Annotated in this window: 11 protein-coding genes; 5 read left to right on the top strand and 6 right to left on the bottom strand. The window is 56.9% G+C overall.

From position 1 onward, the window contains the following. Positions 1–2 precede the first annotated feature (2 nt). Entirely contained in the window at positions 3–944 is a 942-nt protein-coding gene (locus ACT3UM_RS01660; protein ID WP_498895544.1) for a hydroxymethylglutaryl-CoA lyase, read from the bottom strand. Positions 945–954: 10 nt separating this feature from the next. Further along, the gene (locus tag ACT3UM_RS01665; protein ID WP_498895546.1) at positions 955–2,160 is read right to left on the bottom strand and encodes a CaiB/BaiF CoA transferase family protein; all 1,206 of its coding nucleotides are present in this window, start codon (positions 2,158–2,160) and stop codon (positions 955–957) included. 148 nt (positions 2,161–2,308) lie between these two features. On the opposite strand from ACT3UM_RS01665, the gene ACT3UM_RS01670 reads away from it, so the two are divergent. The 5 genes from ACT3UM_RS01670 to ACT3UM_RS01690 all read left to right on the top strand — a co-directional run bounded on the left by ACT3UM_RS01670 (position 2,309) and on the right by ACT3UM_RS01690 (position 7,414). Further along, positions 2,309–3,208, top strand: a complete 900-nt coding sequence (locus ACT3UM_RS01670; RefSeq protein ID WP_498895548.1) for a LysR family transcriptional regulator — start codon at positions 2,309–2,311, stop codon at positions 3,206–3,208. A 280-nt stretch (positions 3,209–3,488) separates the two neighbouring features. Next, complete coding sequence (locus tag ACT3UM_RS01675) at positions 3,489–4,469, top strand: TRAP transporter substrate-binding protein (RefSeq protein ID WP_498895550.1); 981 nt, start codon at positions 3,489–3,491, stop codon at positions 4,467–4,469. A 90-nt stretch (positions 4,470–4,559) separates the two neighbouring features. Further along, positions 4,560–5,102 (top strand): TRAP transporter small permease, encoded by a 543-nt coding sequence (locus ACT3UM_RS01680; RefSeq protein WP_498895552.1) that lies wholly within the window; start codon positions 4,560–4,562, stop codon positions 5,100–5,102. Beyond that, positions 5,099–6,394 (top strand): TRAP transporter large permease, encoded by a 1,296-nt coding sequence (locus tag ACT3UM_RS01685; RefSeq protein WP_498895554.1) that lies wholly within the window; start codon positions 5,099–5,101, stop codon positions 6,392–6,394. The genes ACT3UM_RS01680 and ACT3UM_RS01685 overlap by 4 nt, the downstream gene beginning before the upstream one ends. 138 nt (positions 6,395–6,532) lie before the next feature. Further along, positions 6,533–7,414 carry an Rpn family recombination-promoting nuclease/putative transposase gene (locus ACT3UM_RS01690; protein ID WP_498895556.1) on the top strand — a complete coding sequence of 294 codons (882 nt, stop codon included), beginning with the start codon at positions 6,533–6,535 and terminating at the stop codon, positions 7,412–7,414. Between the two features lie 152 nt (positions 7,415–7,566). Here ACT3UM_RS01690 and ACT3UM_RS01695 read toward each other — a convergent pair whose 3' ends face one another. The 4 genes from ACT3UM_RS01695 to ACT3UM_RS01710 all read right to left on the bottom strand — a co-directional run bounded on the left by ACT3UM_RS01695 (position 7,567) and on the right by ACT3UM_RS01710 (position 12,730). After that, positions 7,567–8,991: an FAD-binding oxidoreductase gene (locus ACT3UM_RS01695; protein WP_498895558.1), complete on the bottom strand. Its 1,425-nt coding sequence runs from the start codon at positions 8,989–8,991 to the stop codon at positions 7,567–7,569. After that, the gene (locus tag ACT3UM_RS01700) at positions 8,991–10,292 is read right to left on the bottom strand and encodes an L-fuconate dehydratase (RefSeq protein WP_498895560.1); all 1,302 of its coding nucleotides are present in this window, start codon (positions 10,290–10,292) and stop codon (positions 8,991–8,993) included. Before ACT3UM_RS01700 ends, ACT3UM_RS01695 begins: the two co-directional genes overlap by 1 nt. A gap of 46 nt (positions 10,293–10,338) precedes the next feature. Beyond that, the gene (locus ACT3UM_RS01705; RefSeq protein ID WP_498895663.1) at positions 10,339–11,502 is read right to left on the bottom strand and encodes a fumarylacetoacetate hydrolase family protein; all 1,164 of its coding nucleotides are present in this window, start codon (positions 11,500–11,502) and stop codon (positions 10,339–10,341) included. Between the two features lie 151 nt (positions 11,503–11,653). Next, the gene (locus ACT3UM_RS01710; protein ID WP_498895562.1) at positions 11,654–12,730 is read right to left on the bottom strand and encodes a TRAP transporter substrate-binding protein; all 1,077 of its coding nucleotides are present in this window, start codon (positions 12,728–12,730) and stop codon (positions 11,654–11,656) included. Between the last annotated feature and the right edge of the window lie 240 nt (positions 12,731–12,970).

The raw sequence follows: 12,970 nt of genomic DNA on the forward strand, positions 1-12,970 counted from the left end.
GCTCAGGTTTGAGCTTTAGGCATCTCATAACGCCGAGACGATTTCCCAGCTTTGACCACCTGCCCCGGCACATCGTGGCCGATAAGGTCGGGGAGGGTGGCGGCGACCTCAAGTAGCGCGTCCAAGTCGACGCCGGTATCGACGCCCATGGCTTCAAACATATGTACCAAGTCTTCGGTGCATACATTGCCGCTGGCGCCGGGGGCGAAGGGGCAGCCGCCTAACCCACCTAATGAAGCATCAAAGCGGGTGATGCCCGCCTGCCACGCCGCCAGTGCATTGGCTAAGCCCATGCCTCGAGTGTTGTGAAAGTGCAGGGTAAACGGTGTTTCAGGCCAGCGCCCAAGCACTGCTTCACACAGGCGTTTGACCTGTGCAGGGTTGGCCATGCCGGTGGTGTCGCAGAGTGTGACACCCTGTATACCAAGGCCGATAAGTTGCTCAACGAGCTCAAGTACCCGCGTTTCGGGCACTTCGCCTTCAAAGGGGCAACCGAAGGTCGTGGAAACCGATGCATTGATAAAAACGCCGCTACCCTGTGTCACTTCCAAAATAGCCGCGAACTGCTCAAGGGACTGCTCTGGCGTCATGCGCAGATTGGCCAGCCCGTGACTATTGCTAGCTGACATGACTAGATTGATCTCATCCACCTGGCAAGCCAGCGCCCGTTCGGTGCCCTTTACGTTGGGTACTAGCACCGTGATATCGACGCCTTCCCGACGCTGAATACCGGTGACAACGTCTGCGGCATCACGCAGGTTGGGGATCGCTTTAGGCGACGTAAACGATGTTGCTTCAATACGTCGTAGCCCGGTGGCGGAGAGCGCGTCGATCCAGTGGATTTTGTCTTCCGTGGGCACGAAGCGTGCCTCGATCTGCAGACCGTCCCGGGGAGCCACTTCGTTGATTTCTACCTTGGTGGGACAGGGCGTTGGCTGGCTCATGATGTGTTCCTCAAATAATGCCCGCTTGGCGCAGTTTGGCGCGGGTTTCGTGGTCAATGCCCAGCTCATCCAAAACATCGTCGGTATGCTGGCCAAGCGCCGGGCCGCCGTCGCCAAGTCGCCCAGGGGTAGCGCTAAGCTTAGGCAACACGCCGGGGACTTTGAGCGGTTTGCCGTTGGGGCGGGTAAAGGTCTGAATCATCTCCCGCGCTAAATAGTGGGGGTCATGGGCGATATCTTCTGCAGTGTAGGGGTAGCCTGCGGGTACGCGGGCTTCATCTAGCGCTTGTAAAATGGCCTCCTTTGGGCGCTCTTCTGTCCAGGCCTGAATGGCGGCATCAATCATCTTGGCTTGCTGGCTGCGCCCATCGTTATGGGCCAGAGCCGGGTCGTTGGCGAGGTCATCACGATCAATTACGCCCATCAAGCGCTTGAAGATGCTGTCGCCGTTACCGGCAATTAGCACGTAATCGCCATCTTGGCAGCGATAGGCGTTGGAAGGAGTTATGCCGGGCAGGGCGCTGCCGCTGGGTTCGCGCACCTGGCCGCTGGCATCGAACTCCGGCAGCAGGCTCTCCATCATCGCAAATACCGACTCGTACAGCGCAACGTCGATCTCTTGGCCCAGGCCGCTGCGGTTGCGCTCCTGAAGAGCGAGTAGTGTACCGATGACGGCGTAAAGTGCGGAAAGCGAGTCGCCGATGCTCACCCCTACGCGTACCGAAGGCTCTCCCGGCTGGCCGGTGAGGTAACGCAGCCCGCCCATGGCTTCGCCAATCACCCCAAAGCCAGGCTTGTCGCGGTAGGGCCCCGTTTGCCCGTAGCCGGAGATATGCACCATGATCAGTCGGGGGTTGAGTTGGGAGAGCGCTTCCCAGCCTAGTCCCCAGTTGTCTAACGTGCCGGGGCGGAAGTTCTCCACCACCACGTCGGCTTCGGCGGCGAGCTTGCGCACCAGGTCTTGGCCCTCTTCGCTGCGTAAATCCAGCGCCACAGAGCGCTTGTTGCGGGTCTGCACATGCCACCAGAGCGAGGTGCCATCCTCTATCATTCGCCATTTGCGAAGTGGGTCGCCGGTGCCGGGCGGCTCAATTTTAATCACATCGGCACCGAATTCGCCCAGCAGCTTAGTGGCGAATGGCCCCGCAATCAGTTGGCCAAGCTCTAGAACTTTTAAGCCCTGTAGCGGAAGCTGGCGTGCTTCGGAAGCATTCATTCAGGCTCTCTCTTATCATTGGTGTATCACTACTTGTCAGCATGCGTGAGCTAACCAGGGGCGACAATTAGGCAATCGGTAACAAAGGGTTCGTGGCTGGCGAAGGTGTGGGCTACCATAGTGAGCTTGCTTTAAAGGAGTCCGTTACATGCGCCGCTTCGATTTCGTCACCCTTAAACTGTTTATCTCCGTAGCGGATGAGGGGCGTCTGACGGCGGCTGCCGAGCGCGAACATTTGGCGCTTGCCGCGGTGAGCAAACGTATTAGCGACCTAGAAGCGCTGGTGGGCACCACGCTGCTTTACCGTCGCCCCCGTGGCGTAGAGTTAACGCCTGCCGGGCAGGCCTTTTTGCACCATGCCCGGCGTATTATGGATAACATCGAGCGGCTGCATGCTGAGCTAAGTGAATACGGCGAAGGCGTTCGCGGCCATGTGCGTATTCACTCCAATACATCGGCGATCATTGCCTTTTTGCCCCAGGATCTCAGCGCTTTCTCTCGCCTCTACCCCGAAATCAAAATTGACCTTCAAGAGCGCGTTAGCAGTGAAATCATTGCCGCCGTTCGTGATGGATTAACCGATATCGGCATTTTTGCCGGTCATGTGGCGGCGCCTGATCTACAGCAGCTCTCTTATCGCCATGACCGCCTCGTGTTAATGACACCCATTGATCACCCCCTGGCCGAGCGTGAAAGCATCGCTTTTAACGAAGCGCTAGCCTTCGATTTTATTGGCTTACAGCATGATGCCTCATTGCAATCATTGTTGAATGAACAGGCCACTTTGGCAGGCAAAACGCTGCGAATGCGTATTCAGGTGCGCAGCTTTGACGCTATTTGCCGCATGATCCACCACGGCATGGGCGTGGGGGTACTTCCCGAGCAGACCATCTATCGTGATCTGGGCGATTTGCAGCTCAGAAGCATCCCGCTTAGCGATCCCTGGGCTCAGCGCGAGCTGGTGATTGGTATGCGCCGCTACGCCTCGCTACACGTGACTGCCAGACACTTGGTGGATCATCTTACTCAGAATGAGGATGACTCTTAGCTTCTTTAATGGCTTCGTGCTTTGAGAAAGCTAAGCACCACTACCTAACCGTTCACTGGCCTAAAACGTGCGAGATAGTAGGTTAATGACGGCAGTCAGGTGTTCATCTTTGGTCGTATAGCGGTGAGGGGGTAGGTTAAAAAGCCTTCTATAGCGGCGTTTCTAGCCATCGTATTTGACGAAGTCAGCCTTCTTGAACGTCGATTTGAGCCCCTCGACGGCTTGTTTCAAGATCGAACTAGCAACACATCCAATAACGACAACGTAGAAAGTGCATCCCATGCGGAAACAACTGTTTGCCACGCTGGCTACCCTAGGCATGCTAACAACGGCTCCGTTCGTTTTAGCTAACCCCATCGAAATCCAAGTTAACAACACCATGAGTGAGGGCGGCTCGGAAAGCGCCGCCGTGGAACGCTTTGCTGAATATTTAGAGGAACAGGCACCAGGCCGCTTTGAAGTGCGTCCTTTTTTAGCCGGTTCTCTGGGCGGTGAGAACGCCGTGCTGGAACTGCTGAATCTGGGCCAAACCCAGCTCTCCATTACCGGTGGTAACTGGCGCCAGCAGTATGCGCCTGAATACGACGCCATTACGGTTCCCTTTGTGTTCACCACCTGGGATGAAGTAGACGCCTATATGGAGAGCCCTTCCGGCCAAGCGCTGGTTGAGAAAGCAGAAAGCCAGGGTGGCCTGAAGTATTTTGGTTTGCAGCACCGCGGGCCCCGCCACATGACCGCTAACAAGGAGATACACACGCCGGCTGATCTGGAGGGTTTCCGCCTGCGCCTGCCTTCGCTGCCAGTATGGCTAGAAGTGTGGGAGGAGATCGGCGCTCAGGTAGTGAACGTGCCTGCGCCAGAGATTTATCTCGCCATGCAGACCGGCCAGGTAGATGGCCACGAGAACTCGCTCTCCTCCCCCTATACCCGTCGCCTATGGGAAGTACAGGACTACCTGATTATGACCAGCCACGTACAGTTTCCTTGGAGCTGGGTGGCCAGTTCGCGCTGGTGGGATGGCCTAGAAGCCGATGACCAGGCATTGATTGAAGAGGCGATCGACGTAGCTCGTCAATACGGCTCAGAGCAAGAGCGGGAGCTTGACGAGTTCTATCTGGAAGCGCTTCAGGATGAAGGGATGACCGTCATTGAGCCGGATGTGACGCCTTTCCGCGAAGCGGCGTTACCGGCCATCGATCGTGTTATGGCTGACATGGCCGACGGTGTTCGTGAAGATGCGCTGGGTAACGACAGCGAGTAAAACGTGCTGGCCAGAAATCGCGGCGGCCCATGGGGCCGTCGTTGTAGTTTCATAGACGACCAAAAAGACGTCAGGGTAAGGAGTTCTTCTGTGGAAGACGCGATAGCGCCCAGTAACGGGCCAGATCGAATTGCTTTCTATACGCTGCGGGGCCTCACACGCCTATGCGATGGGGCGGGCGTAGCGCTAATGGCGGCCATTCTGCTGCTAATCGTGGCGGCCGTTATTGCCCGTGACCTGCTGGGGCTAGGTATGCCCTGGACCGAAGAAGTGGCGTCAATGCTGGCGATTTACGCGATTGGCTTTGGCTCATTATCGGCGTGGGTGCGCAGCGAGCATCTAGTGGTAGATCTGTTTAGCCACAAGCTCTCAGGGCTGGGTAAAAACATCCAATATCGGCTCGCCGCGCTGATTTCCTGTGTTTTTTTTGCGCTCGCCGCCTGGGGCGCATGGATCATGTCGGATATGAGCGCCAATAATAAAACGGTCTCGTTAAGCATCAGTTTTAGTTACCTCTACTACGGTGTTTTTTTCAGCTTTGCGGGTATGGCGCTGATTGCCCTGTGGCAAACCCTGCGTGGCCCGGTGGCGTGGTTGGAAACCTCCCACGAAGAGGAGGCCTCTCAGCCATGACCGAACTACTGATTTTTGTCGGCGGCCTATTAGTACTGATGGCCATTGGCTTGCCGGTGGTCGTCGCTATTGGCGTGACCTCCTTTATCGCCTTGGTATTTACCGGGACGGGCGGCCTGCCTGTCGAGCTCTTGCCGCTGCGTATGGTACAAACGCTCAATAACTTTACCCTGCTGGCGATTCCGCTGTTTATTCTGGCCGCCAATATTATGAATATCGGCTCGACGACCACGCGGATTTTTGACTTTGCCACTGCCTTGGTGGGCTTTACCAAGGGCGGCCTTGGCCACGCTAACGTGGTAGCCAGCTCTATCTTTGCCACCATGTCAGGCACTGCCGTGGCCGACGCAGCAGGCCTTGGTAGCATTGAAATCAAAGCCATGAAGGAGCGTGGCTATGCACTGGATTACTCCACCGGTATTACCGCTGCCTCCAGCGTTATCGGGCCGATTCTCCCGCCAAGCATCGCGCTAGTCGTCTATGGCTGGCTGGCCAATGTAAGTATTGGCGGGCTATTTATGGCGGGGCTGCTGCCGGGTATTTTGATGGCGCTGCTGCTGATGGGTATGACAGTACTGCTGGGCACTACTGGCAGGGTGGTCATGCCCAAACCCACCCCCTTTGACGCCTGTGAAGTGGCCCGTACTGGTAAGCGTGCCCTCCTGCCGTTAATGATGCCCGCCATTATCGTTGGTGGCATTTGGGGCGGCTTTTTTACACCGACGGAAGCCGGTGCGATTGCCTCGCTCTATGCGGTCATTCTGGGTGGCTTGATCTATCGGGATTTGAATTGGCGGGATCTCTATAGCGCCTTCAGCCGCACGCTGATGTTCAGCGCGGTGATCCTGCTGATTATTGCGGTATCCAGTTTTTACGGCTGGATTCTGGTGCGCATGGGCATCCCCCAGGCGTTGGCGGGCCAGGTCGCCAGCATCGATATGCCCATGTTTGCACTGCTGCTCTGCTTTGCGCTGTTCTTTCTGCTGATTGGCTGCTTTATGTCGGTGATTGAAAGCATCCTGATTTTCACCCCGATTGTGGTACCAGCGGCACTCAGTGCCGGGTTAGACCCCGTTCACTTTGGTATCGTGATGGTGATTACACTCTCGGTGGGAGTGATTACCCCGCCTTTTGGCACAGTGCTGTTCCTGATGGTCGGGATTACCCGGCTGCGCTACGGCCAGGTCGTTACGGCGATCATGCCGTTCTTACTACCGATTATCGCCACTATTCTGCTGCTGATCGCTGTGCCGGGGTTGGCTACCTGGCTGCCGGATATCATGGGGTACTAATCGCTTGCGATAGAGATTGTTTATGGTGTCATCATCGTTATTGCGAGGAGATTGCAACTGGGTTGGAGCCTCTATATGCAATGACAACAGCGGGAGCACCACGCTATGCTAAAGCTCTCATTTTCCTGAGGAGTGGTGGTGAGCGACTTACTCGACCCGACCAACGACTACGTTTTCAAGCGGTTGTTTGCTGAAGCGCCTGATCTGCTGGCCGATTTGATCAATGACCTGCGACCGGACTTACCGGATATTGCCTCGGTAGAGATACTCAACCCAACCATTAAGCCGGACGAGCTATACGGCAAATATATTATTCTCGATGTCTTGGCCCGAGATGGGAAAGGCAACTGCTATAATGTGGAAGTTCAGGTGCGCCGTTTTGATGCGTGGCACAAGCGTGGACTGTTTTATCTGGCGCGCATGCTAGGCAACCAGCTCGAAGCAGGCGAGGATTACCAAGCGCTGAACGCCTCAGTGGGTTTACATCTGCTTGATTTTGACTTGTTCACCGCACAGGAATCGGAGCGTCAGCAAGCAGTGTGGCGGTTTGAAATGCGCGATGAACAGCAGCCTGACGTATCGCTGGGGAACATCCTGCAGATGAACCTGATCGAATTGAAAAAGGCGGATCGCCTGGGGCTGCCGGAAGGCCCACTGCGCGCCTGGATTACGTTTTTTAAGCACTGGCAGGAGGATCTCACCATGGCCAATATAGCCCACGAACCGGTCAAGAGAGCGATGAGTCGCATCCGCGAGCTGAGTGCCGACGAAGAGACTCGTCGTTTAGCGTTTGTGCGCGAACGGGCATTGCGGGACGAGGTGTCGCTTTTGAACCAAGCTAAGCGCGAAGGGCTTGAGCAAGGGCGTCAAAAAGGGCGTCAAGAAGGCGAACAGCTGGGTATTGAAAAAACCGCCCGAAACCTGATCAGGCTTGGGGTACTGAGTAATGAGCAGATTGCTGCAGTGACCGGTCTGGCAGTAGACGAAGTGATTAAGTTGCGCACAGAAGGTAAGCAATGATTCTGGCTTTACGCCATCGCTTTATTCGTGGGGTGCTGGCCGTTGGTACGTACCACCTTGTAAGAGTCCTCCCAGGCTGCGCCTTCGTCGTTGCGGGCATCGATGCCCTGTTGTATGCCAATGAACAAAAGCTGTGGCTAAACTGCTGGGGATTACTCCCCAGCAGGCAAGATCCTTCCTGGGTTCATCAGTCCTTTGGGATCAAACAGCGCCTTAACACCGCTGATCAGTTCTCGCTCAATCGGCGATAGCCGCGCCAGGTAAGGCGCTTGCTTGGTGCGGCCAATACCGTGTTCAGCGCTGATGCTGCCGTGGAAGTCGTCAAGCACATCAAATAGCCGCTCCTCCAGGTCGTGCAGATGGGCTTTCTTATCGCTATCCGCCATTGCCGCGGGCGGCAGAATGTTGAAGTGCAGGTTGCCGTCGCCCACATGCCCGTAGGCAATAATTTCGCACTCGGGTGACGCCGCCATGACCACGTCACTGGCTTGGCTGACGAAGTCGGGTATCGCCGAGATAGGCACTGAAATATCAGTGCGCAGATGCTCGCCGCGCCGCCGCTGGCCTTCCAGCATACTTTCGCGGAACTGCCAAAGCTGGGCGGATTGGGTGCCGCTGGATGACAGCGCGCCATCCTGCACCAGCTCACGCTCCATGCCGGTTTCCAGCAGCGCTTCCAACATCGAACCCAGATCCACTGGCCCCGTGGCCGCAACTTCCATTAGCACGTACCAGGGGTAGGCGCTCTCCATCGGGTCGCGCAGCTCAGGCGTTGCTTCGATCGCTAGCTCAATGCAGCGGCGGGGGATCAGCTCAAAAGCGGTCAATAGGTCGCAGCAGTTGCGGCGAGCCAAACCGTAAAGATCAATCACCGCCTGAACAGAGGGCAGGCCAAGCAGTGCGGTACGGTTTTGGGTCGGGCGCGGTGAGAGCTTGAGCACCGCGCCAGTGACGATGCCCAGGGTGCCTTCGCTGCCTAAAAACAGCTGCTGAAGGTCGTAACCGCGGTTGTCTTTATGCAGCGCGCTCAGGCTTTCCCAAACGCGCCCGTCGGGCAGGACTACTTCAAGCCCCAGCACCAGCTCGCGCATCATGCCGTAGCGCAGCACGTTAAGCCCACCTGCGTTGGTGGCGATATTGCCGCCAATCTGACAGCTGCCTTGTGCGCCTAGCGAGAGAGGGAAGTCGCAATCATGCTCAGCTGCCGCTAGCTTAACGTTCTCAAGAATACAGCCTGCGTCTACCGTGATGGTGAAGTTAACCGGGTCAATCGCGCGTACGCTATTTAAGCGCTCTAAGCTGATCACCAGTTCCTGACCATTAGCGGCGGGCAAGGCACCTGCCACCAAACCGCTATGGCCACCTTGGGGCGTCATGGCGACGCCTTGCTCATAGCAGCGCTTAACGACTTCGGCGACGTCCAAGGTACTGGCCGGGCGGGCCACGGCCAACGGCATGCCTAATGTGTCGCCCGCCCAGTCGCTGACGTAGCGGGCCATGGCCTCCGGCTCGCGCAGCAGACCGCGCTCGCCGAGCAGGCTGGTGAGCTCATCTAAAAAGGTGGTGGTGTCGATCATTAACTCTCTTCCTGCCAGGCCGCGCCTTCCGGAAAGCGGTGCTTTGCTTGGGATTCCGCATGCATGGCGATACTGTAACCCGGCGCCTCAGGTACCTGATAGCGACCACGGTTGATGACCACTGGGTCGATAAAGTGCTCGTGCAGGTGATCCACATACTCAAGCACACGGCCCTCAAGGCTGCCGGATACCGCGATGTAGTCGAACAGTGAGATATGTTGGGTGTACTCGCAAAGCCCAACCCCGCCGCCGTGAGGGCAAATCGGCACGCCGAACTTGGCGGCCATCAGCGTTACTAAAATCACTTCGTTAAGCCCGCCCAAACGCGCCGCATCCAGCTGGCAGTAGTCGATGGCATCGGCCTGGAAGAACTGCTTGAACATCACTTTGTTGTGACAGTGCTCGCCAGTGGCGACGCCGATAGGCGCAACCCGGTGGCGAATTTCGGCGTGGCCAAGAATATCGTCAGGGCTGGTGGGTTCCTCAATCCATAGCGGATCAAATTCGGCCAGTCGACGCATCTTGGTGATCGTCTCGTCGACTTCCCATACCTGGTTGGCGTCCATCATCAGCACGTTGTCCCAGCCGATCTCTTCGCGCAGCAGCGCCGCACGGCGGGCATCTTCTTCGATGTCGCCGCCAATCTTCTGTTTGAAATGAGTCCAGCCTTCGGCCAATGCTTCCCGAGCCAGGCGGCGCACTTTCTCGTCGCTGTAGCCCAACCAGCCCGCTGACGTGGTGTAGGCGGGGTAGCCATCGCGGCGCATTTCGGCTTCGCGGGCTGCTTTTCCGGAGGCCTGGCGGCGCAGTAAACAGATCGCTTCTTCCGGCGTTAATGCATCGGTGACGAAGCGGAAATCAAGGCAGCGCACCAGCTGTTCCGGGGTCATATCCACCAGCAGCTTCCACACCGGCTTACCTTCGTTTTTCGCCCACATATCCCACACGGCGTTAACGATGGCGGCGGTGGCGAGGTGAATCGCGCCTTTATCGGGGCCAATCCAGCGCAGCTGACTATCGCCGGTAATTTCCCGCCAGAAAGTGCCCATATTGTCAGTAATAGAGGCCAGCGAGCGACCTTCAATCAGCGGTGCCAACGACTGTAAAGCAGTGACCACAATCTCGTTGCCGCGGCCAATGGTAAAGGTTAAACCGTGCCCCTCGGGGCTGCCGTCATCGGTGTGCAGGATGACGTAGGCGGCAGAGTAGTCCGGCGCGGCATTCATGGCATCCGAGCCGTCCAGTGAGCGCGAGGTGGGAAAACGAATATCCTGGATCTCGACGCGAGTGATGGTTGTCATGGTGCGCTCCTGGGCTGCGATATGAGTGGCTTATTGATTGACAGAATCAGCGGCGCGCCAAGTGGCTCATCAGTTCACGAATGCCATAAGTCCAGGGCGGCAGTTGATCGCTTCTGCCTACTCGGTTGACCAAGGCGCCCAGAGCAGGCGTGGCGATGGTGACACGATCATTCAGATGATGGGTAAAGCCCTGACCCTCGCCGTCGCGATCCTGAATGGGCGAGAACATGGTGCCCAGGAACAGCATAAAGCCGTCCGGGTATTGGTGGTGTTCGCCGATGGTTTGACTGACCAGATCCAGCGGGTCGCGGCTGATTTCGCGCATATCGCTTTCGCCCTGGAGCAGAAAGTCATCGTTTTCACCCTCAATGCGCAGAGATACCTGGCAATTGCGCACGCTGTCGATATCGAAGTGGTCATCGAACAGGCGAATGAAGGGGCCAATGGAGCAGGAGGCGTTGTTATCTTTTGCTTTGCCGAGTAGCAGGGCGCTGCGCCCTTCCACATCGCGCAGGTTGACGTCGTTGCCGAGAGTCGCACCACGCACCTGGCCGCGGCTGTCTACTGCCAGGACAATTTCCGGCTCGGGGTTATTCCACTTTGAAGACGGGTGCAAACCCACCGAGGTGCCAAAGCCTACCGATGAGAGCGGTTGGGATTTGGTAAATACCTCTGCATCCGGGCCGATCCCAACTTCCATATATTGCGACCACCCACCGCGTGCCTGAAGCGCTTTTTTAAGCGACATCGCCTCGTCAGAGCCCGGCTTAATTTTAGAAAGATCTTTGCCGATCAGTGCCTGCAAGTCATCGCGCAGTTCCACTGCCCGCGCCGGGTCGCCGCCCGCTTGCTCCTCGATGACTCGCTCCAGCAGGCTAACGGCAAAGGTGACGCCACAGGCTTTAACGGCCTGAACATCGCAAGGAGCGAGCAGGTAGGGCGCTTGTGGTTGGGGTAACTGAGAGTTTTTCAGCAGTGCCTCGATACTACCTAGGTTGGGGCCTTCCGCCCGCTGCACTAACGCTTGTAAATCATCGCGTTCCAGCAGATCCGCCATGGTGGGGCCGAACTCGGTGATGTCGATCACCTGGCCGTTTTTCACGGTTACCAGCGCGGGGCCTGGATGAGTGCCATCCAGCCATACACGGCCAACCAGCAGCGCGTTATCCAAGTCATTGGGAAGAGCGTCATTCAAGGACAGTGGTTGCATAAGTGTCTTCATATCGTTAGCTCTCCCGATTGCCGTCAGCCAGCGAGGAGGCATTAAAGGTGGATCACCCCGTTACCTCTGCAGCCAAGTAATCACGGCAGGAGAGGTACGGGGTGAGGCATGTTTTTCAACCCAAAAAGTAGATAGGTGCTTACTCGGTCATTGATGATTCAGCAATGCGCTGAAACTCAGCCACTAGGTCTTCACCAATGCGCGGCGCCCACTCTTCGTATACCGGCTGCACGGCTTCCTGGAAAGCGGCAATCTGCTCGTCATCAAGACGGGTAATTTGCATGCCGCGCTCTTCAAGCTGATCCCGCGCCCAATCGTCGTACTCGCTGGAAAGCTGGATTTCATAATCAGCAGCCTGCAGCGCTGCTTCCTGGACTAGCTCCTGATACTCAGGGTCGAGGCGATCCCAGGTACGCTGAGAGATCATCTTGATAAAGGGCGTGTAGACGTGGCGGGTTTCGGAGCCGTAGTCCTGAACCTCATGGAAATTAGAGGTTAGAATGGTGCTCCAGGGGTTTTCCTGGCCATCGACCACGCCCTGTTCCATGGCGGAGAAGAGTTCACCAAACGCCATCGGGGTTGGGTTGGCGCCCAGGGCTTCCCAAATCGCCAGGTGCACCGGGTTCTCCATGGTGCGAATCGACAGGCCACGAACATCCAGCCCTGCCACATCTTCTGGAGAAGAGACTTCCCGAGCGCTATTGGAGAGCTGGCGGAAGCCGTTTTCAGAGAATGCCAGCGCTTTCAGACCGGTGCCATCGAAGGCGTCGAGCATCTCCTGGGCAGCATCGCTCCGCATGGCCTCGACAGCCGCCTCTCGGGTAGGTAGCAGAAAGGGGAGGTCGAAAACCGCTAACTCTTCAACATAGCCGGTGGCGGGAGAAGACGACGGGTAAGTCATATCCAGCGTCCCGGTCTGCAACATCTCCATCATCTGCACATCGTCGCCAAGCTGGCTGTTGGGGAAGATATTGACGGTGATACGGCCTTCACTGCGCTGGTCAAGAATATCCGCGAAGTATTGGCTAGAGATGTACTGAGGCGAGCTTTCCGCTAAGCCAAGGCCCATGCGCAGGGTGACACTGCCATGATCGCCCACCGTCTCGCCTTCGATTTCAGGCGGGTCGGAAAGGTCGGGCGTTTGCGCGTAAGCGATGCCTGAGCTGAGCAGTGTGGCGCCGGTCAATAGTAGGGTGCGTTTCCAAAGATGGTGCATAGTCGTCACTCTCCTGGCGTGCTGCAGACCGCTTCGCTAAGGGGGCTTCTAAGCGAGCTGCAGCGTGGTTAATTGTTGTTGTATGTCAGCGGTACTCACCTATTAACGGTGTAAGTGCCGCCACCCTTAGATGTGAATGTGTAACGTTTTTCATATATGTTCAACATATACTTTTGTATGTGTCGACGCCGCAGAGAAGAAAGCGTACCTTCGTGGCGACTCTCCCCTACATTTAAGGGA

Source organism: Halomonas sp. AOP13-D3-9 (assembly GCF_052379125.1).
GTDB lineage: Bacteria > Pseudomonadota > Gammaproteobacteria > Pseudomonadales > Halomonadaceae > Vreelandella.

Excerpts from the sequence above, each read along its gene's own strand:
- ACT3UM_RS01660 (WP_498895544.1), bottom strand. The coding sequence starts at position 944 with ATGAGCCAGCCAACGCCCTGTCCCACCAAGGTAGAAATCAACGAAGTG.
- ACT3UM_RS01665 (WP_498895546.1), bottom strand. The coding sequence starts at position 2,160 with ATGAATGCTTCCGAAGCACGCCAGCTTCCGCTACAGGGCTTAAAAGTT.
- ACT3UM_RS01670 (WP_498895548.1), top strand. The coding sequence starts at position 2,309 with ATGCGCCGCTTCGATTTCGTCACCCTTAAACTGTTTATCTCCGTAGCG.
- ACT3UM_RS01675 (WP_498895550.1), top strand. The coding sequence starts at position 3,489 with ATGCGGAAACAACTGTTTGCCACGCTGGCTACCCTAGGCATGCTAACA.
- ACT3UM_RS01685 (WP_498895554.1), top strand. The coding sequence starts at position 5,099 with ATGACCGAACTACTGATTTTTGTCGGCGGCCTATTAGTACTGATGGCC.
- ACT3UM_RS01695 (WP_498895558.1), bottom strand. The coding sequence starts at position 8,991 with ATGATCGACACCACCACCTTTTTAGATGAGCTCACCAGCCTGCTCGGC.
- ACT3UM_RS01700 (WP_498895560.1), bottom strand. The coding sequence starts at position 10,292 with ATGACAACCATCACTCGCGTCGAGATCCAGGATATTCGTTTTCCCACC.
- ACT3UM_RS01705 (WP_498895663.1), bottom strand. The coding sequence starts at position 11,502 with ATGCAACCACTGTCCTTGAATGACGCTCTTCCCAATGACTTGGATAAC.
- ACT3UM_RS01710 (WP_498895562.1), bottom strand. The coding sequence starts at position 12,730 with ATGCACCATCTTTGGAAACGCACCCTACTATTGACCGGCGCCACACTG.